The 21,994-nt window shown below is 34.4% G+C and carries 16 protein-coding genes; 5 read left to right on the top strand and 11 right to left on the bottom strand.

The annotated features are described in order from the left end of the window. The first annotated feature begins 504 nt into the window (after positions 1-504). Positions 505-1,644 carry an aldo/keto reductase gene (locus ILA26_RS08645; protein ID WP_292896368.1) on the top strand — a complete coding sequence of 380 codons (1,140 nt, stop codon included), beginning with the start codon at positions 505-507 and terminating at the stop codon, positions 1,642-1,644. Here the strand turns inward: ILA26_RS08645 and ILA26_RS08640 are convergent. Next, the gene (locus ILA26_RS08640; protein WP_292896366.1) at positions 1,641-4,505 is read right to left on the bottom strand and encodes a DEAD/DEAH box helicase; all 2,865 of its coding nucleotides are present in this window, start codon (positions 4,503-4,505) and stop codon (positions 1,641-1,643) included. The two genes, ILA26_RS08645 and ILA26_RS08640, sit on opposite strands and share 4 nt — an antisense overlap. 370 nt (positions 4,506-4,875) lie before the next feature. Between ILA26_RS08640 and ILA26_RS08635 the strand changes: the two genes are divergently transcribed. From ILA26_RS08635 to ILA26_RS08625, 3 genes are read left to right on the top strand one after another with little or no spacing between them, the layout of a single operon-like run. Further along, complete coding sequence (locus ILA26_RS08635) at positions 4,876-7,317, top strand: DEAD/DEAH box helicase (protein ID WP_292896364.1); 2,442 nt, start codon at positions 4,876-4,878, stop codon at positions 7,315-7,317. A gap of 10 nt (positions 7,318-7,327) precedes the next feature. Next, positions 7,328-8,545, top strand: coding sequence for a PD-(D/E)XK nuclease family protein (locus ILA26_RS08630; protein ID WP_292896362.1), 1,218 nt, complete (start codon positions 7,328-7,330; stop codon positions 8,543-8,545). Between the two features lie 26 nt (positions 8,546-8,571). Next, positions 8,572-9,246 (top strand): DUF169 domain-containing protein, encoded by a 675-nt coding sequence (locus ILA26_RS08625; RefSeq protein WP_292896360.1) that lies wholly within the window; start codon positions 8,572-8,574, stop codon positions 9,244-9,246. On the opposite strand, the gene ILA26_RS08620 is transcribed toward ILA26_RS08625, so the two are convergent. From ILA26_RS08620 to ILA26_RS08610, 3 genes are all read right to left on the bottom strand, one after another. Then, complete coding sequence (locus ILA26_RS08620) at positions 9,238-9,891, bottom strand: NTP transferase domain-containing protein (protein ID WP_292896358.1); 654 nt, start codon at positions 9,889-9,891, stop codon at positions 9,238-9,240. The genes ILA26_RS08625 and ILA26_RS08620 overlap by 9 nt on opposite strands. Positions 9,892-9,918: 27 nt before the next feature. Beyond that, positions 9,919-11,103: a hypothetical protein gene (locus ILA26_RS08615; protein WP_292896356.1), complete on the bottom strand. Its 1,185-nt coding sequence runs from the start codon at positions 11,101-11,103 to the stop codon at positions 9,919-9,921. Between the two features lie 66 nt (positions 11,104-11,169). Then, complete coding sequence (locus tag ILA26_RS08610) at positions 11,170-12,450, bottom strand: Mur ligase family protein (RefSeq protein WP_292896354.1); 1,281 nt, start codon at positions 12,448-12,450, stop codon at positions 11,170-11,172. Between the two features lie 103 nt (positions 12,451-12,553). Here ILA26_RS08610 and ILA26_RS08605 point away from each other — a divergent pair, with 103 nt between their 5' ends. Continuing rightward, a complete protein-coding gene (locus tag ILA26_RS08605; RefSeq protein ID WP_292896352.1) occupies positions 12,554-12,958 on the top strand; it encodes a nuclease in 405 nt (134 codons plus the stop codon). A gap of 18 nt (positions 12,959-12,976) precedes the next feature. Here the strand turns inward: ILA26_RS08605 and ILA26_RS08600 are convergent, their stop codons facing one another. From ILA26_RS08600 to ILA26_RS08570, 7 genes are all read right to left on the bottom strand, one after another. Beyond that, on the bottom strand, positions 12,977-15,724 hold the full coding sequence (locus ILA26_RS08600; RefSeq protein ID WP_292896350.1) for an SMC family ATPase: 2,748 nt from the start codon (positions 15,722-15,724) through the stop codon (positions 12,977-12,979). Then, the gene (locus ILA26_RS08595) at positions 15,721-16,962 is read right to left on the bottom strand and encodes a DNA repair exonuclease (RefSeq protein ID WP_292896348.1); all 1,242 of its coding nucleotides are present in this window, start codon (positions 16,960-16,962) and stop codon (positions 15,721-15,723) included. Before ILA26_RS08595 ends, ILA26_RS08600 begins: the two co-directional genes overlap by 4 nt. Positions 16,963-17,142: 180 nt before the next feature. Next, a complete protein-coding gene (locus ILA26_RS08590) occupies positions 17,143-18,645 on the bottom strand; it encodes an ATP-binding protein (protein ID WP_292896346.1) in 1,503 nt (500 codons plus the stop codon). Beyond that, a complete protein-coding gene (locus ILA26_RS08585) occupies positions 18,639-19,709 on the bottom strand; it encodes a DNA double-strand break repair nuclease NurA (RefSeq protein ID WP_292896344.1) in 1,071 nt (356 codons plus the stop codon). The genes ILA26_RS08590 and ILA26_RS08585 overlap by 7 nt, the downstream gene beginning before the upstream one ends. A gap of 62 nt (positions 19,710-19,771) precedes the next feature. Next, on the bottom strand, positions 19,772-20,524 hold the full coding sequence (locus ILA26_RS08580; RefSeq protein WP_292896343.1) for a geranylgeranylglyceryl/heptaprenylglyceryl phosphate synthase: 753 nt from the start codon (positions 20,522-20,524) through the stop codon (positions 19,772-19,774). A gap of 92 nt (positions 20,525-20,616) precedes the next feature. Beyond that, positions 20,617-20,763, bottom strand: coding sequence for a 50S ribosomal protein L40e (locus tag ILA26_RS08575; RefSeq protein ID WP_116591610.1), 147 nt, complete (start codon positions 20,761-20,763; stop codon positions 20,617-20,619). Between the two features lie 201 nt (positions 20,764-20,964). Further along, a complete protein-coding gene (locus ILA26_RS08570) occupies positions 20,965-21,732 on the bottom strand; it encodes a 4Fe-4S binding protein (protein WP_292896342.1) in 768 nt (255 codons plus the stop codon). Positions 21,733-21,994 lie beyond the last annotated feature (262 nt).

Genomic DNA, 21,994 nt, shown 5'->3' with positions numbered 1-21,994 from the left:
TATTCTAATGTTTTGTTGAATACATAACCGGCTGCCCGTAAATTGAAATTCAATTCCCCTTCTAAATCCTCATCAGGGACAAACTCAATCTTATCGGTCAAAATAAAAGTTTTATCAACCATAATTGCTCCCCCACACTTTTTAGACAAAAATCTCATTAATTTTATTTCTATACTCGAAAAAAAAACATAGATTTTGATTTTTTTGGATTAATCTTCAAAAAAATATGTTTTCTTTTTCTTATATCAACTTATATACATTTATAATAAATAGAGTTTATCTAAGAGCATTTGGAAAGTAATACGGCATATTTTTTTATTTTGCAAAAAAAAATTCTAAAAATACAACACCCCTCTTAAAAGTGCAATTCATCTCCCGGCTTAAAGAAGCCGGAGAATTCTTGCACAATACTGTTAAAAAAATTTTTAATTAAATTAATTGTTGTGATTGACAACATTTATATAATGAAAGATTAAAAACTAATAATAATTAGGAGATAGTATTATGACTTACAAATCAAAATTCGGTTTCGGATGTATGAGATTGCCTCAAACAGATGCAAACGACCCAACAAAAATCGACCAGGAACTATTCAATCAAATGGTTGACATCTACATGGAAAAAGGCTTCAACTACTTTGACACATCATATGCTTACCACAACGGTGCAAGCGAAATAGCCATCAGAAAAGCTGTTGTTGAAAGATATCCAAGAGAATCATTTAAAATCTGTGACAAGATGCCTACCTGGGCATTGACATGCGAAGATGACAACGACAAATTTGTCAACGAAATGCTTGAAAGGCTTGGAATTGACTATTTTGACGTGTTTTTCATCCACAATATTAATGGACCATGGCTTGAAAACGCTAAAAATGCCAACACCTTTGAATATGTTAAGAAAATGAAGGAAAACGGCATTGCAAAACAAATCGGATTCAGTTTTCACGAAAGCTCAGGACTATTAAAAGAGGTTCTCGATGAGTATGGGGACATGTTTGACATCGTCCAATTGGAACTTAACTATCTTGATTGGGAAGACCCTTCCATTGAAGCTCACAAATGCTACGACTTGTGTGTTGAACACGGACTTGACGTTTATGTTATGGAACCTTTGAAAGGTGGAGTGATAGTAAATCCAAACGATGAAATCAAGAACGACTTCAAAGAATTCAATCCCGACAAATCCATTGCAAGCTTTGCAATAAGATTCTGTGCATCTCTTGAACACGTTAAAATCGTTTTAAGCGGAATGAACAAGATGGAAGACTTGCTCGATAACTGTGACACTTATGAAAATTTCGAAGTGTTAAGCGAAGAGGAATCAGAATTTTTAGAAAAAATGGCGCAAAAGCTTGCAGAAAATGTTGCCGTTCCATGCAGCGAATGCGGATACTGCATTGATGCTTGTCCAGAAATGATTCCAATCCCTGAATATTTCCATTTATACAACACCAGCAAGAATCAACCGGAATCAAACATTTACAGATTATACTATGATAAACTAGCTGATGAGAAAGTTCCTGCAGACGAATGCACATACTGCAGCACATGTATTGATCATTGTACTCAAAAAATAGACATTCCTGAAAAGCTTGAGGAAGTATGTGAACACTTTGAAGAAGGTTTCAGCCCATATGGTTAGGAAACCCTCATTTTCAACTCTTTAACCATTTCACCATTCTTATTTATTTTTGAAGCCTTTTTATAATATTCAATTGCCTTTGGAAACATTCCGGAGTGATAATAAATCAGTCCCATCAATGCAAGGGCCTCTGAATTCTTGTCGTCAAAATCCAATAGCTTTTCCAATATTTCAGAAGCTGTGGCCAAATCACCCTGACCATACAAGTCATAGGCTTCCTCATATAATGTATCAATATCATCTAATGAATTCAACTCAACCTCTTCCTTTTGAGGCTTGCTTGTCAGAAGAACTTCCAATTCGTTTGCCATCTCATTTGACCTGTCAGCAGACAATGCTTTTTTGGTGAAAATCAATGCAATATCCCTTTGTTCCTGCTCATATAATATTTGAGCCATTAGGGCCAGTGCCCTTGAATGCTTCTTATCATTGGATATTATATTATTCAACAGATCCTTTGACGCTGAATATTGCCCTTTTTCATACAACTCAAAAGCTTCATCAAAATCATCCGGAATCACTTCGTTTTCAATTATGACTTCAGCTTCCACCTCATCATCTGATTCGTCATTTGAAATTAATCTAGACATGTATTCAAGAATATACTTTGTAGCATTTTTATGCAATGGCTTGTTATCGTTTCCGCATTTCGGAGAATAGATACATGACGGACAGCCACTTTGACATTGACAATTGTTTAGCATGTCAATTGTTGAGTTTAAAAGCTCAATAAACACGTCAACAGCCTTCTCACAAATACCAATTCCTCCTTCGTAACCATCATAAATGAAAATGGTTGCCTCTTGGGTGTCTTCATGATAATTGGTGGACAGGCCTCCAATGTCGAACCTGTCACACATTGTATGCAATGGGAACAAACCGATTAATGCATGTTCCGCACCGTGAAGGCCTCCTGCAAACACCTCCTCATCATTCGGAAACATGTCTTCCAATGTATCCTTAACCCTTTTAGGTATTGTGAACCATAACCCCTTAGTGTTGAATTTCAATGGAGGCAGCTCAAGAGGATATGTTCCGATGACTTTTGAGAAGTGCATCTTTTTGTACTTGAAATAATCCTCGCTAACGGTCAGCTCACCGAAGTGTATTGTCAGATTGCCGTATTTTGTTTTGGACAATTTCTTTTTGATGTTGATGTCTGTCTGATTTAAGACCATTGTATGATAGTCAACAACCTCTTTTGACACATTAACATAACCGTTTTTCAAATTCACATCATTGACAACATAAGTGTCCCCTTTGTTGATTAGAATAGCTCCTTCGTGGGCTTCACGGTATACCTGTGAGCGTTCCATTGTCTCCAAAAGCATTCCATTGTTCATGACCTTGAATTCCTCTGATGAAATTTGATCTAAAGAATGGTCCATTGCAGGATTGTCGTCATACGGATACATGAAATCGCCTCTGTGATTTTCATGCAAGTCCTTTTTACAGACAAGCTCGTCAATGACATCCTGTGAAATTCCAAAATATTTTTCAGCCTCGCCCCTTTGCAACGGCAATTCTTTAGCAGCACACAGCAAATGAGCTTCCTGAAGAATAGGATTTGACAGGTCAATGATTGCATTTTCATGAGGTTTGTCAAAGAAGAAGTCAGGATTGTTCATGAAATATTGGTCAAGCTGATTTTCAAATGCAATTAATACAGCAAGGGATTTTTGGTTGCTTCTTCCAGCCCTTCCAGCTTGTTGCCATGTTGAAATCATTGTTCCAGGATATCCTGAAATGATTACAGCATCAAGTGATCCTATGTTTATTCCCAATTCCAATGCATTGGTACATGTAACCCCAAGATATTTTCCACTTTTAAGGCCTTCCTCTATTTCACGCCTCTCTTCAGCCTGATATCCTGCACGATAAGCTGCAATACGATGGGCAAGTTTCCCCTTGACCTGAGTCATGTCTTTTTTGGCCCACATTGCAATCAGTTCGGTTGTCTTTCTGGAAACTGTGAAGCACAATGTTTGAATGTTTTTAAGCATCATGTACATGAAAATGTTTTCAGTTTCCATATGCACTGACGGTGCGGCCTGAGAGTTGTTTTTCTTTCTGACATAATTCTTAAAGGGATTGTATAGAATAAAGTCCTTTTCACCACTTGGTGAGGTGTCATTGTCAACAAGTTTGAAATCCTCTCCAGTCAATCGGTTTGCAAGCTCCAATGGGTTTGCAAGTGTTGCTGAAGATAGAATGAATTGAGGATATGAACCGTAAAAGTTGGCAATTCTTTTAAGCCTTTTAATCAGAAACGCAACATTCGAACCGAACACTCCCTTGTAGTAATGTGATTCATCAATTACTATATATCTTAGGTTCTTGTAGAATCTTGACCACTGGTGATGCCAGGATAAGATTAAATGCAACTGATATGGATTTGTAAGGACAATTCTTGACTTTTCTCGGATCCCTCTCTTATCTGCTCTATGAGTGTCTCCATCATATGTTCTTGGATTGATTTTAATTTCCAGCTCATTTTCAAGATTCTCAAGAACATGGAGCTGATCGTTTGACAATGCCTTGGCAGGATAAATGTAAAGCGCCGTAGCATCGCTGTCCTCAATCATTGTCTCCATAATCGGCAGGTTAAATGCCCATGTTTTTCCTGATGCGGTTGGAGTGGTGATGATTACATGCTCACCATCCTTGATTGACTCATAGGTGTCTGCCTGGTGCTGATATAATTTAATATTCTTTGAATCAAGATAATCAATTATTTTCTCATTTAAATTATCGACTCTTTTAAAACTAGCCTTTTTAGCCGGTATCGTTTCAATATGAGCTATATTTTCCCTATACCTCACATCATTCTTAAACATATCAATATTGTTAACGTCAGACATAATATCAGCTAAAATTAATAATTATAATGTTAGTTCAATTAATATTTAAAATATTCTATGTTAAAAATAGTAAGTTAGAATCTTGAAAAGACTCTAACTTATGCATATTATGGAAGAAAATAATTACTTCCATATATAATTATATGATTTTTAACATATATAATTTGGCATGCCTAAAATTTTAAATAAACTAAATCAAACAATGCACACTTTACAAATAATTTAATTATTTTTAATATTTAAATCAAATGAGAGAGCAAATGATAAGTAATAATTTTACAATTCCAGAATACTTTCCAAATGCACTCTCAATGATTATTTAAATAAGTTAGTAACAAACATTAAATTATATTAAATAATGAGGGAAAAAATGATTTCATATGAAGAATTTGAAGATATTGTAGTAAATATTCTTGAAAGAGATATTTCTTCTAATAAAAATCAGCAAGAGGCAATACTATCAAAAAGTAATGAATCCCTTTTCATAGTTGCCGGACCAGGTTCAGGAAAGACAACTGTAATGGTGCTTAAAATATTGAAATACATATTTGTAGATGACATCAACCCCAACGAGATACTTGCAACAACATTCACAAGAAAAGCCGCTGAAGAGCTGTATTCCCGTATTCTAGGATGGGGAGATGAAATTAAAAATTACTTACTGGACAATGTCGATGACTTTGAAGACATTGCAAAAATTAACAGGATAGATTTCAACCTAATGAAAGTTGGAACCACAGATAGTATAGCTGAAGAACTACTCAGAGACTTTAAAAAACCGGGAGAAAACCAGGCCATTGTCATTGAAGATTTCGTTGCAAACTCCGCAATGATGAGAATACTCATTGAAAATGAATCATATTTAAATAAGGAACTAGTGGAATACCTAAAAGAGTTGAGTGGAAAATCAAAACTAGAAGAGCCATCCAAATTAAGTGAAATATTGATGAACATAAAAAACAGATTATTCTATGATCAAATCGATATTAACGAACTATACAATAAGACACAAAAAGGAAGTGGCCAAAGAATCGCCCTTGATTGCATTATCGAGTATGAGCAAACACTAAAAGATAGGAACACAATCGACTTTGCAATGCTTGAAAACACGTTTTTAAACAAACTAAAAAATGAAGAGCTAAACGAGTTCCTTGACGATATAAAAATTGTCTTGATTGACGAATATCAGGACACAAACCTCATTCAGGAAGACATCTATTTCACCATAGCGCAACATGCTTTAAAAAACAACGGGAATATAACTGTCGTTGGAGACGATGACCAGTCATTATACCGTTTTAGGGGAGCAACAGTGGATTTATTCACCCATTTTCCGCAACGTGTAAATGAAAAATTAGGAATTGAGGTAAGAGAAATCAACCTTCAGACCAATTACCGTTCAACTGAAAACATCATAGCCCACTGCAATCAGTTTGCAGAACTTGACAGTGAATACCAAAATGCAAGGGTTGAAAACAAACCTAAAATCATAGCACCCGATTTTGAAAAGGACAAGATGCCCGTTTTAGGATTGTTCAGGAACAATCCGGAAATGCTTGCAAAAGACCTGTCCACCCTGATTAACAAGTTAGTTAACAAAGGAGAATGTGAATTAAAAGTGATGCAGGTTTTGAACAAAGAATATTTTGAAAAGGTGAATGGTGAAATAAGCATTGCAAGATTGCAAAAAATCAGAGCTGAAAACATCAAGGCAGGAAAACAAATGGAGAAAATCAAAATCAAATTGGATGAAGACTATGGTTCTGCATCCGATATCGCAATATTGTCCTACTCCCCTAAAGAGGTTCCTAACGGCAAAAGGTCATTCCTATTTTTCCTAAGAAAACACCTCAGAAGACTTAAAGAACCTATTGAACTGTTTAATCCAAGAGGAATTGACCTGCAGGAAATAGATATTGTAGGAATATTTTGTGGATTGATGCTTGAATGCATAGACCCTGAAGCGGCATTCCAAAATTCAGACAAATCCATACCAAAACTTGCAAAAAGAAACATGAACAGATGGAGGCTTAAAGCCAAGGATTACATGAAAATGAATCCCGAACCTAGAGAACCAATTACATTAAGTGAGTTTGTCACATATTGGCAACTTAGAAGACCAAGAGGACATGAAACCTGGCCAAAAAAAGCAAGCCTAATGGAACTTGCATATAAATTAACAACATGGATTGAAGAGTTGCAGGAAGATGTTGAGGGAATCGTATATCTAGAGGCTATAACAAAATCTATTACTCAAACAGGATTCTTCAATGATTATCACTCAAATATTTCATTCTATAATAAAAAGCAAGAACAAGAATCAGTGCTTGAGGCAATATGGAATATATTCATACCCCTTTCAACCGGAGGAGTCAAAATCGATGAGTCCTTACTTGAAACATTACCCGACGACAGGGTGAATGTTTTGTCCATACATCAATCAAAAGGATTGGAATTCCCTTTAGTCATTGTGGATGTCGGGTCCAAATTCAAAACCAATGACATAAGAACCCAAAAGTGGAGATTCCCAAAATCGCTCAAAGACGACAAACTAACAATTGAAGACAGTATAAGACAACACAGCTCACTTGGACAAAGTCAAAGAAGTGAAAAAGACCGTTCCTTTGATGATTTGACAAGATTATATTTCGTGGCATTCTCAAGAGCTGAAAGCGTTTTACTGCTTGTTGGCCTTAACCCTGCAATTGAAGGATACACCAAGAAAAATGACCACTTTGACATTCCAAACATTGCCCTTGGATGGAGCAGAGATGAAAACTATATTGGATTTAATGAAATTTATTTAATTTAGGAGCAAAAACATGAAATTACCGTCAAAATCAAAACCTTATATAATCCCCGAATACAGTTTAACTGGAGACCTGCTTTCATTTTTAACATGCAACCTACAATACAGATACCAGAATAAAGGAACATTACCTCCTTCAAAGCCCGTTCAAAGATGGTTTGGTGAGTTCATCCATGGTGTCTTGGAAGAGGCTTACCTAGAATGGAAATATAAACAGACAGCATTTCCGTGGGATTGGATAGATGATATCAGACCTATAGAAGAGCAGATAGATTTGAGATTGCAAGTCAGGGGATTGTATCCCTATGATGAAGATTTATTCTTCAGTATGTCAAATCATCCTGAAGTAGAATATCTCAATGAACATGACCATAAAAAGCTAGCCAGTGCAAGAGCTGAAAAGGCAATAAACATTTGGGGAGAGCATTTGTTCCCATTAATTGATTCATCTGAGCATCTGATTAAGGGAGTAAGGCCAATGCCTAATTATGATGAACATAAAAGCCGTTCCAACTATTATGGCATCAATGGTGTGGTGGATGTCTTAACCTCAATGAAGATTCATGACCTGGAGCAAAGCAACCTGGACACATTTAACAATAAGATTATAGAGTACTTGAAAAAGGATCCTGATTTCCAAAAAAGAATCTCCGAACATGACGGTGAGGATTATGAAATAATTATTGATTATAAAGGAATGAAAAGACCACCTACAGTAATGCTTGATTCAAAGGCTGAAGACAAATGGGAAACACATAAGCAGCAAATTTTGACTTACTCATGGCTCAGGTCCAAGCAAGAAGACTCAAAACCTATTATTGCAGGAATAATCTTTTATCTAAATGAACTCGTTCCATCAAAAGAGGACTTGGCCCTAATCAAGGAAGAGCTGGAAAATGACTTGACAGATGTAGGCGGCGAATACGTGAATGACGTTAAACTAATCGAAAATTGGCAAGAAGATGACAAAGCCCCTGAATTAAGCAATGATTTTAAAATAGACCGTTCAATCAGAATCATAAATGTAAATGAGAATGAGCAGGACAATGCACTCCTAAAATTTGATAGCGTGGTTGCAAATATCGAGTCCTCATTAATTAAAGAAATGAACGGTTGCAAGATTCAGGAAGCATGGGAAGCCGATTCTGATGAAAGAACCTGCAGCGCTTGTGATTTTAGGACCTTCTGTAAAAATAACAGTGTTAAAACAAAAGATATTAAAATTCCTTGATACAAATTAATATTCAGAGGGATTGTATGACTACATTAGAAACAAACAAAAAATACTGTGAAAAAATCGAAAGTAAAATCAAGCTTGATGCAAAACCAGTAGCAATGAAGCTAATCAAAACTGAAGATGACCTTCCAGAAGGTTATGATTTAATAGATGAAAAAATAAGACATTGTGAAATGGTTAGAAAAGCATCATTAGGAGACAAATTTTACTCTACAATCAATGAGCAAATGTGTTTAGGCGGAGCAGGCGCTATTGGTCTTAGAGACATGCCTGAAAAATTAGCAAATGGTGAAAAATACTTCTCATTAGGAAGATTCCAAGATTTAGAAACCGCTAAAAAATTAACAGGCAAACTTTCCATTGTTGAAGAAATCCATTGGGGAATCATCTATGCTCCTTTAGACGAAGCTGATTTCGAAGCAGACGTGATTGAAATTATCACTGAACCTGTTGGAGGGATGAAACTTGCACAAAGTATCGTTTACAAAACCGGTGAAAAGATCACTCCATCCTTTGCAGGTATCCAATCATTATGTGGTGACGCTTTTGCAAATCCTTACATAACTGATGGAATTAATTTCACATTAGGTTGTGACGGATCTAGAAAAGCAGCTGACATTAAAGACAATGAGATGACTGTCGGTATTAGTAAAGCTAAAATCGAAGAAGTTATTTCTGGTTTAGACTCAATCTAAGAGTTTTAAATAATCATCATAATGATTTATATTTAATAACTCTTTTTCATTTTTTTCTTTTATTCCATAAAAAGTGTACCCATCATCAAATATCTTTCTTAAGATTGGATTTAAGTTATCATCCTCATTTTCCAAGTATCTCATAAGGTTTTCTCTTGGAGCTACAAATGGCATGCCAAGACCTTCTGCGGTATCCAATAGCCCTGTTTTTCTTCTTCTTAAAATGGATATTGTTTCATATGGATTGTCTGAATTTTGGCTTACTTCTATTAACTTGTTGAATGTCTGTGTTGACACTGTAGGCTGGTCTGCGGTTATGCACAATGCAAAATCAGAGTCTATATTGGACAGACCATTGAAAAGTGAAGTTGATAAACCTACATCAACAGGATTGTTTATGATGAATTTGACATCATCTTTATAATTATCAAAAATAGCTTCTTTTATTTCATTAGAATAATGACCAAGTACAACAATACACTCATCTATATTTGAGGATAATGCATTGTCAATGGTTGTCTCTATAACGGTCTTGCCTTCAAATGGCAAAATGAGTTTATTGGTTAATTCAATACCGCGGGAGATTTGATCCTTTCTCATACGGGAATTCTTCCCCGCCGCAGTAATGACAGTAGAAATTGACATAAAAATAAAAAAAGAGTGATATATTCCCTAATTAGGGACATATCTTACAATTTGAGCATAAATGCCCATTCCGGTTCCTTCACCTTCTGTCCACATTTTGATTTGAACAGGATAATCATGATTGTTGAAAACAGTGATATCACGAGCAGGGTTATAACCGAATAATACTGCATCTTCATCCCAACACATACCTACTGGTAAATCAAATCCTTCTGCTGTAACTGCAGCCCTTAAAGCTCTTGCAGATGGACATACACCATGTGCAGCACTTCCTCCAGGTGCAGAAGCATCACTAGCAGATTCAAAGTAGACATAATCCTTACCTGAACCTGTGGAGTTAGGTGGAATTACAGTTCCATTCCATGCATCGACAAATTGTCTTGCATTAACTTCCCTAATGGAGTCACCATATTCTGGGTGTGAACCTAATGAAGTACCGTATGCTTCACCAGCCTCTTCAGAGTAATTTCCAGCATATAATAAAACCGCTGAACCAGTAGGATATTCTGCTGCATAATCCACTACATCCTGACCGAAAATCTTTGGAACATCAGCAGATGAAATGTTATTCCTTCCATCGGAGAAACCAACCATACCTTTCTCTAAAGTAAATGTGGAACCAACCTGAGCATCATAATTGTACCAACTAGCAATTGTTGATGCATTATAATATTCATTATGATAATCTAAATTTTTAATCTCATCAACAGGAACTGATTTGACTTTAGTTCCATTTTCATATACGTCAACACCACTTTCTGTTTTTTCTAACCATTTATACGGAGCACTGTACCCCCATACATAATGATCAGGTGATTTGACTGCTAATTTATCCCCCTCATAGGTTAAAAAACCCGGACCTACAACATCAACTACATTACCGTAAGAGTCAATTCCTTCCCCTGAAACACCGCTGAAATCAAATGGCACAACCCCTGTGGTTAATCCAAGCAATATGCCATGTATATCAAATGCCATAAGTTGATGTGCTATAAATCCTACATTAGATACAAATGGAACTTCAACTGGATTACTAGTACCGGTGATTGATTGATTCTCAAACATTGACTGTCCAACAGGAATATTAAAATCCTCAACTACTGATTGTGCAGTGTATGATGTAGTACTTGCAGATGTTACTGCAAAAAATATGCTTAAAACCAATAATGCTATAAAAATAACAATTGAAACTTTTCTCCAACTTTTACTCATTTACTACACCTAATTAATAATCATGTCATAATATGTATAAAGTCATATAAAAATATTATTAAAAAATTATAATTTCTCTGAAATTAACTTAATTCTCTCTTGAATTTGTATAATAATATCTTGACCATTACCCCCAATCAATATTGCATCCTCATGAGAATACTCTGCAACCAGTTCTATTATCTGATCAAGAGAGTTGACAGTGATGATGTTTCCCATATATCCCAAGGAGTTAAGCCTATAAATGGCAATGTCCAATGTGTCATCCAACCCTGGGAACAGAACTATGACCTCAGGATTATATTCAACCGCAACATCCAAAATGTCCAACCTATGCTCCTCATGATGTCTAGGAGTACCAATGAATAATGCATAAAAGTTATTTTCAGCTAAAACTGAAGCTAATGCATCTGAATTATCAGTCTTTCCAACATAAACATCAGCATCATTAATCTTATAAACATCTAAACGGCCTTGAACAGCATGGAAATCAGCTAAAGTCTCTCGGATAATATCCTTAGGTATTTTAAGTTCAGTAGCTATTGCAGTGGCCAAACCTGCATTGAGCAAGTTGAATTTTCCAATTAATTTCAATTCATCCTGATATTCAAAATAAGGAATAGTCTTGCTAGCAGATTCCTTAAAATCACTGTTAAAATCCTGATTAAATGCAGTGAAAATTGTTTTATTGGAGAAAAACCTTACCAAAGCGTTTTTATAATTAGCAATAGTCTTGTGAACATCCATATGGTCATTTCCAATATTTGTAAGGCCAACCATATCGAAATCAAAACAGTAATTAGCGAAATCAAGTGTCATGTCACACACCTCAACGAGCAATGTGTCATAATCCCCATCATTAGCCTCAAGGATCAAATCATAATAACCTGAAAAGCCTCCTCCACCATTGCCTCCAACCAGCACTTTGCGACCGGCATTCTCCAAGATGTCTTTTAGCATGTGCACAGTGGTGGTCTTCCCATTGGTTCCAGTAATCCCAATAGTGAAAAGGTCTTTATGCTTTTGAATAACATCACTTAACAACTCACCATTTTCAAGTAAACGGTCAGCAAAGGCTCCGCCAAACATGCTGGGACTAATTGCAATAGCATCACAATCATCAATAGCGTATGAATTGGAAAAACCTAAATCAACAGTTATGTCATCTCCAACAATTGAAACTGTTTGATTATCTCCAATCATATTCATTGACAAATTTGGCAAATTTAAACCTTCCAAATCAACATTAATATTCAAATCAGTAGCATAAACTTCCCAACCATGATTTAAAAGGGAATTCACTGCTTTTTTACCTTCTACACCTAATCCAATTACTGCCGCTTTCATATAAAATAATTCCTTAAAAATAATTTACTATAATTAACTTACATTTTTAGAATTAATAAATATTTTTATATTATAATAATTAATAATTAAGCAAGGTGTTTAAATGTTTGAAGATGAAAGAAATGATAAGATTTATAATTTAATAATTACCAGTGGTATTGACCAAAACAAGGAATACGGACAATTTACTGAAAAATTATATTCTAAAGTTGATTTCTTATGGAAAGAATCAATGTCCGGAGCATATGCTACAGCAGGAGAAGAATTTTATAAAAAGATAGATAGAATCATCATGTTGGCAGGTCTTTATAACGATAACAAAGAATTATTTGAAGATTTATTAAATGCAAGCGAAGAATATGACATCCCTATCGTTCTTGTAAGGCCATTGGGACTTGAGGAAGTTCCTGAAGTGTTGGAAGAAAAAGCTGCAACCATTGTCGGATGGAACGCCAACTGCATAATTGATTCCATTAAGGACGCACCTGAAACAATGCAAAAAGAATAGAATGTAATAATGTAGTTTTTACATTATTACTCTTGAAATACCATTTTCCTTTTCAACTTTTATTAAATTATCAGCAGCATTTTCAAGTTGTGCCTCATGAGTTACGATAATCATTTGAGGCAAGGATGACATTTCTTTTAATAAATTAATCAACTCATGTTTTCTGGATGAATCTAAATGAATTGTAGGTTCATCCAACATTATAGTGTCCAATTCACCATTAGCCATTGCTTGTGTAATACCTAATCTCAAAGCAAGAGCAATAGCTATTTTTTCACCACCACTAACCATACTCATTGATGATTCGCCTTCAGGACCGTAAACAGTCACTTCATAATCATCATCAATAGTCAAATCAGAGTAGTTGAAATTGAACTCATTGAAGAATTCTTTAGTATGTTTTTGGATTAAAGGTCTTGAAATATTTCTTAAGTCCTTTTGCACTCCATTTTTACTGAACAGATTCCTTATATGAGTGAGCAAATTAATATAATCTGCAATATCATTATACTCTTGTTCGAACTCATCAGCGATAGCGATTTTTTCATTCAAATCCTTTAAGACTGCAATAGATTCACGAGCCCTACCTTTAATCTCTGAAAGTTCATTATTAAAGGTGGTGTGTCTTCTTTCATATAATTCGGAACTATATATGATTTGGTCATATTTTTCCTTATCATATTTAGAAGCTTCAATCTTGTTTTTAGTAATGTCTATTTGATTGATTGAAACACCAATGTCCTCCTTGATTGAGTCAAGTTGAGACATGTAAGATGGTTTATTTTGAACAAAACCCTTAAGTTGATTATATTCCTCATTTTTCTTTTTCAAATCATCAATACGGTCTTTAAGCTCTTCTGCGCTAATGTCTCCGCTTAAATGAGGATCTTGGTCAATTGCCAATTTGATATTTGTAACATGATTGTCAATCTCATTTTTAACCTGTTTTAACTTATATTGGGTTTCAGTTTCACTGCCTAAAACATCCAATGCACCTTTGGCCTGATTATATGAATCATAATCTTCTTTAAATACTTCACGATCAGCTTTTTGGTTGGCAATGTGCAGGATAATGTCTCCCAGTTTATTACTGATATATTCCTTGCCTTCCAAATCTTCATCGAGTTTATTTAATTTGACCAGTTGTTCTTGTAACTGGTTAACCCTTTGCTTATACTCAATGATTTTTTTAGACAAATCTTGAAGTTTAGAAAGTTTTTCTTCGAAACTATTTTTGTTTTTAGTTAACAAACGAACATTTTCCTCATTTGCTTCAATCAATTTCTCATTTTCAGTAATTTCGGATTTATACTGCTTGATCAACTCTTTTTTCTTATAGGAACTGATATCAGATTGGCAAACAGGACACTTGTTGTCCACCTCTTCCAATTCTTCCATAGGTTTTTCGCATGACTTAATTGTTTGTTGATATACGACAATTTCCTCATTCTTAGAGATGATTTCAGCATCCAAATCCTTAATCTTTGAAGATGTTTGTGAAATGAAGTTATTAGTAACATTTTCAAGATTCTCAAAGTCATCAACTTCAGCCAAGATGTCTTGATGCAATCCATTGTCATCTAATGCATCCTTAGATCTTGAGAAGAAATCCTCAATACTATTCCTTTCATTTTCAATATTTTTTAACAACTCTTTTTTGTCTTTTTCAAGTTTAGCCATTGTAGCCAATTCTTTTTCGAAATTGGTTTTCTGATTATTTAACTTATTGATTTCTTCATCAGAAGCCAAGTAATTACTGTAACCTTGTTTTTTAGCAACAGCTAACTCTTTTTGATTAGCAATTGAGTCCAATTTGTCTTCTATTTCGATTTCCTCTTCTTTTAGTTTTTGAATGCTTATTACTGATTTTTCAAAGTCCAAGTAAACATCCAACTTAGAAACATACTTTTCCAATCTTTCTATTTCTTCCTCAGCCTTTCTAATCTTATCCAAATTATCCTGGACCAGATGCTTATCCTCTTCAAGTTTGATTAAAGTTTTCTCTTCGACATCCAAATTATTAACTTGATGGTCATATATTTCTTTTTCACGTTCCATATTACGTTTGCTTTCGGAAATCTCATTTAACAAGCCATTGACTTCTTCAATCTCTTTTTCAAGTTCATGACCTCTGTCTCTTAAGCTATTTAATTCAGCACGTTTTTTATCACGGTCCTCAATAAGAGTATCTGAATTATACAGCTTACCTTTAAGCTCTGAAAGTTGATTTTCATAGTCACTGATGAACGGCAATAAGTTCTTCCAAGCTTTTTCCAATGAATCCAAACCTAATAATTTACCTATTAACTGTTTTTTCTCAGCAGGGGTTTTATCAACCAATTCTGCAATTTCCCCTTGCCTAATGTAGATTGCATTTAAGAATAAATCTGAATCAATGTCTAAAATTTGACGAATTTCAGAGGCTACTTCCTTGTCACCACTGCAAATTTTTACAAATCCACTTTCAGGAGAGGTTTTCTTGAATATTGAAGATTTCAGATTGGATTTCTTTTCACGAACAATCTTATATTCCCTATTGTTGGTAACGAATTCCAGTTCCACAGACATGGATTCCGCATTGTTTCTGACTAAGTCATCTATTTTTTTAGCAGTGTGCTGCTTGAATAAAGCAAAACTGATGGCTTCCAATATTGTTGATTTTCCAGCACCATTTTCACCAACAATAACACTGATTCCCTTATCAAATGAAATGATAGTGCGTTCATGAGATTTAAAATTATTTAATCTTAATCTTGTGAAAATCATTGAATATCCCCCTTAAATGTTACTTGTACATCTTCTTTTTCCTCAATTGGAGGTTGTTCTTCTTCTATGTCTTCAGACCCATCATTACTATCCTTTTCATGAGCATAAAACTCTTCATAGAATTGATTAATTAATTCCTTGGATTCGTCCATTTTATCTTTAGACAACAAGTCATACAAGTCGGTTGCTAATGCATCAACATCCTTATTGTCATACATCTCTAACTGTTTAACGATGATATCAGTAGCGGCAACATTTCCATTTCCATCAGCCACCAGTTCAGGATCGTCCATATCAAACATGTTGAATGTTGGCCTAATCATTAAAGACAAATCGCCCAATTCCTCCTTGATAAGTTCATAAACCCTGCTGGTATCAGAATCAACATTGTTTATTACCAGATTAAGAATAGGTTTCTTATCAAAATCCTTGATTGTTTCCTTTATTCCAGCAATTCCACTTTCCAAATTACTGTAATCAAGAGTCCTTTTAATAAATTCTCTAGGAATATCAACCTTTACCCTTTTTACAAGAGGCTTAGGACCATCCATATCAACAACTACAAATCCTTTTCCATTCTCAAGATAGTCGGGCAATTCGGAGGTTTTCCAAATTTCTCCTGAACCTGGATAAACGAGGTTTCCCTTACCAAATTTATCGTTTACATATTTGTGAATGTGTCCTAAAGCATAATAATTAAAGTTGTCAGGGAGTTCTCCGATTTCCAACTCATAATTATATCCGAAATATTTGTCGATACCCTGATGCAAAACTAAAATAGATTTTTCATGGTGAGACGCCTTTTCAGACAATTCAGCTAATTTGCTTCTGAATGTTTTTCCGTGAGATGCAGGAAAATAAGGTAATCCCGCAATAAATATGTCCCCATGCATATATGTTGGATTAATGTTACTGATTACTTTCAAACCCATCTTTTTAAAAATAACTTGTGGAGGAATTGCTCCTTTACGCATTACCACATCATGGTTTCCAGCAATTGCATACATAGGAATCCCAGCACCTTTTAGCTTTAACAAACCTTTCTGAAAAGTTAACAAAGCCATAGGTGAAGGTCTTGCAGTTTCAAATAAGTCACCACTATGTATTACAAAATCCACATCTTCTTCAATAATTTTATCAATAACCTTTTCAAATACTTCATAAAAGTCTTTTTCACGCTCAAATAATCCATATTGGCGATAACCTAAATGAGTATCTGCTAAATGTGCAAATTTCATTATATTACCTTCTAATTTTTTGTATTATAACCAATTTAAACACTTAACTAAGTATTTAATGTGTAAAAGTATATCTCATTTTATATTTAATAGTTTGCTAAGAGAGCATATGAGAACAAATCAAAATTGATTTGAAATGTTAAAAAATAATTAAAAAAAAGTTAAGAAAAAGGGATAGTGTTAATAGTCATATCCCAATCCTAAAAGTTCATCTTCCTCATCCTGAATTTCTTTCTTCTCATCTTCGTATGACTGGACAAAATGTGAAACAATATCCATATCATCACCATGTTGGCGACCTTTAAACTTGTCAATTTTTACCAAAGTAGGCACTTTAGTCATTAAACCTAAAACTATAGCCTCGCCAACGTTTAATGAAGGCAATTGATTAATTAAATCCTGGGATAAACTTTCACTTGCAGACTGAACATGCCTTTGGTCTTCAGGTTCAACAAGCCTTAATATGATCATGTTATTCATTTGAGATAATGCGTCATGGTCAACAGTTTTTGGAGATTGACTTACCAAACACAAACCTAAACCAAACTTACGACCTTCTCTTGCAACCCTTTGAATCCATCTTTTTGAATCGCTGTCCCTTTTGTTAGGAGCAAGAATATGGGCTTCTTCAAGAATATAGAATACTGAATTATCCAACAGTTCTTTCTTATTTCCCCTGTGAGCCGCATCCTTAGAGCGTTGAAGAGAATTTCTCAAGATATGGCTTACAAGAACGCTTGCAACAGACTCATCAACTTGGCTTAAATCCAAAACATTAGCATGGGCCTTCTTGATATTGGTCAAGATATTCATGGCGTTCTGGTCAAATAGGTTAGAATACCTATCCATAGAATCGTCAATCTTGTTCATGACATCTACAATCTGCTTGTCGGACCCTTCAATCTGAGAGTCAGCTTCAAGAATATCATAAATAATTTGCAGGAAGTTATTTGTTTGTGCAACACCATCCTGAAGTTGTTTTTTAGCTTGCTTGAACACCCTTCTGAAGTGTCTTTCCTGAATATAACCATTGGATGGAATGTTGACTAATTTCTTAATTTCATAAAATGTCATGTATTGAGGATTAATTTTAGGCCTGATTATGTTTACCTCACCATTAGGGAAATATGCATCTTTATATTCTCCATGCATGTCAAATATGAATACAGGAACCTTATATCCGAGCAACTGGTCAATTAAAACAGCCACTGTATTTGACTTACCCGCTCCAGTCATAGCCAAAATCGCAAGGTGCCTTGACAAGATCGGATTTGCATCAACATTGACCTCAACATCACTCTGATTGACAAGTGATCCCAACTTGATTGGATTTCTGACCTTGAATATTTCCTTTAGGATTTCAGCATCAGCCAATTTGATTTCAGTACCTGGCAATACAGGAGTTCTTGGCAATTTCAAATTGTCATTCACATCACCTAGGATTTTAACCTTACCACGAACATAATTGTCCTCAGCTCCTATTCTTGAAATCTTCTGTATTGCTTTAAAGTCGTTGATGTCTATATTTAAAGCATCATTACCACGAACCAGATTTTCAATCATCCCCAAAACTTTCTTTCCATCATATTCAATTGTTACATACTCACCGACTTGAGGCATTTTCTCTGAGATGAATGTAACTTCATTTAAATTAGTCTCACCGACACAGATTCCTACTACCATGACATCACTTCCCTGTTTGTTGTCTCGTAAATTTTAGCAATCTTCATTAATTCCTTCATGTTCCTGTCAGTTATTACCACATCATTATGAGCCTTGTTAAGCAAATACGGATAACCCTGAACTGATAACTTATTAATCTTCTTGATGATTTCAAATACCTCATCATTTGTAGCCTTATAAGGCAATTCAACTTTTAAAACATTTTTATTATCCTGAAAGCGAACATAAAATATTGTAAATGTTATTCCTTTAAATAAATCATTGAAATATGGAAATGCCGCCTTTTCATAAACTGACTTGTGCTTTATTAATGACATCCCCTGTTTCTTGGTGAATTTATCTAGAAATGCAATATCCGGAATGTTCCAATGGAACAAATCATTATCAGATGATGTTTTGGAAATTGAAATGATTTTTTTACGATACTGTAATATCTCCTTTAATAAAATGATCTTTTCTACTGAAGCCAAATGAAGATTGTACTCTTCAATCTTATTTGTTTCATCCTTTGGCAATTCGACCAGGTTCAATGCATCACGTATTTCTGGAAACACCAAACCATACTTTCTTATATCTAATCTCCTTTCGAATTCATTCAATGTTGATTCATCAAGATTTTCTTTAATCTTTGCAGGCAATTTGGCACCTCTTGGAAATGCATTCTGTAAATCGCCTAAAATGGAACCGTCCAGCATATAATAATCAACATCATACTCCTTAATGGCTCTCAATGCACATTTAAGCTCATAAATTGCCATGTAATTACTTAACAGTTCATCCAGAAAAGAAACATGAGATATATCAAATATATCTGAGTCGTCAATTTTTTTAATTTCACCATCGTAAATTATGGATTCTGCCCCAACTGCACAGAAGTTAGTGGTTAAAAACTTCTTTTTATTGAAACTTCCATCCCCTGCAGCAATGGAAAATTCTGCACGACTTTCATCAATAACTCTGTTAAACCATTTATGTTCTAGTTGAGATTCAATATCAGTATCAGATTCGATATCTTGAATAAATCCTCTTTTAGCGATGGCTTTCTCATACAATGAATTTAACATAATATCACTATTAATAATATGTTAATAGATAATAAAAAAAGTTTGGCAAGAGCAGTTGGAAACTACTCTAATGAAGCTTTTTTAATAGCTCCGGTTAATTCTTGAATTTTAGCTTTGACATCGTCAACTTCTTCAACAACAGTACCGGTTACAATAATATCCCCACCGGCTTTTGCTGCTGTATAAGCTGCTTTAGCGTCACGGATTCCCCCACCGACAATAATAATCATATCATCAGTTGCCCTTTTGGAATAGGCAACCATTTCAGGAGGAATAGGTTTATCTGCACCTGAACCTGCTTCAAGGTAGAAAAATCTCATTCCAAACATTTCAGCAGACATTGCATAAATTGCAGGTATTTTCGGCTTGTTTCTAGGCACTAACTTAGCATCCCCAACCCATCCAACGGTTCCACCAGGTTCAGCAACCATATATGCCATAGGTAAAATTTCAATTCCAGATGCCTTTACGGAAGGTGCTGCAAGAGCCTGTGCCCCGTTAATCCAGTATGGATTTGTGGAGTTAACATAACTCATGTAAAAGATTCCATCAGCGTATTTGCTTACACTACTTGTATTTCCCGGGAAAATAATGATTGGCACAGCAATATTTTCAGACAGTATTTTACAAGTATTATCGACATCATCACCATTAACAGTTGATCCTCCAATCATGATTCCATCAGTTCCACCTTCAATAGCTTCAGTTGCTATTTTTAAAGCTTCTTCAGGTGTTTGTTCATCAGGATCAATTAAAGTAAAATGAAGTTTGCGTGTTTTTAAAATATCTCTAATATAATTTTCTATGTTTTTCATAAGAATACCTAAAAATAGTTTTATTAAAAATGATATTAATAATTAATTGTTTTAAAAAAATAGTAAAAAAGATTAAAGTTAAGAGAATAAGATTATCCTCTTTGTTCTTTAGCTTTGAATCTTAAACCTTTGTAACCACATTTTCTACAGGTTGTAGCACCAGCAGGGTTACGAGCGTTACATTTTAAGCAGATTTTTACATTAAACATTCTGTTTTCTGCTTCTTCGAATCTTGCCATTAATAACTCCTCCTTATAATCATGAAAAACTTTTATAATAATAAAATAAATTGTTATGACTACTCATAACTATTAATTAATTATTTTATCTTAATAGTATTTAAATGTTTAGTAAAAATAAGTTAAAATAACAAAAATCTCCACATATTGGAAATTATTATTGTTGTTTTAAGTTAGTCAAATTATTAATTACGATTTTTTCTAATATCTTTCACTCTGCAAATTAATTGGGTCATGGTTCCCATTGGGCAATAAACACACCATGAACGAGGCTTGAATAGAACCATTTAACAATCCCCAATATGTGGATGTGAGCATTACACTGTAAAATCCAAATGCAAACTGTGAAATCCATGGAGAAATCACATTACCATGATATGCCCAGTTCCAAGGCACATTGAATGCCCATAGTAATGTAACTGCCTGTGTGAGTGTTTTTCCATTGAACACCAAATAAGTATTCCATAGCATTACAAAAAACATTGCAAAGAAAAATATTAAAAATCCATAACGGAATGCCTTGGAGCATAACCATTTTGGAGGGTTTCTTTTTCTTGACAAATGTAATTTTTTACCTAGCAAGTCTAAAAACTGGCCACGGTCACAATATTTATTGCAAAATGATTTGTTTCCTTTAATAAGTGCAAACAATAAGGGAGTTATAAAACAAATCAATCCTAACCATGCAAATATTATATTGAAAAACCCTAAACAGAAATAAACTATGGTAAACAACCACAGATAGTCATACCAATGTTCAAATCTGATTTTTGATTTAGGATTAAATCTTTCAGCATCAATTATCGCAGCAGGACATTCCGCTGCACATATGCCACATCTAATACACATCTCATCATCTATAACGGCATGGACTCCTTTTTCTATAGTTATTGCATCTTTCGGACAGACCTTTACACAACAACCACACGAAACACAAATATCATGATTAACTTGTGTGTCTTTAACCATTGAAAAAAAACTCCCGGACATCTTACTGTTGATAATATCAAATGATTATTATCTATACAAAATAAGACTAATTTAACTATAATTTAATATTTATTATAAATATATAAAAATAGTTTACTGAAAGGGTGTCCGCCAAAATTAAATTTTGGCTGACTTGTTGATTTTTTTTAAAATATTGTTACATTGAGTTTTAATTGGTTTTTTATGGATGTGCTTTCGCAGAAATTTTCTAAATCTTCTTTTGTGTTTTTTATTTCTTGTT

The organism is Methanobrevibacter sp., assembly GCF_017940815.1.
GTDB lineage: Archaea > Methanobacteriota > Methanobacteria > Methanobacteriales > Methanobacteriaceae > Methanocatella.
This window is presented reverse-complemented; position numbering and strand designations above follow the sequence as displayed.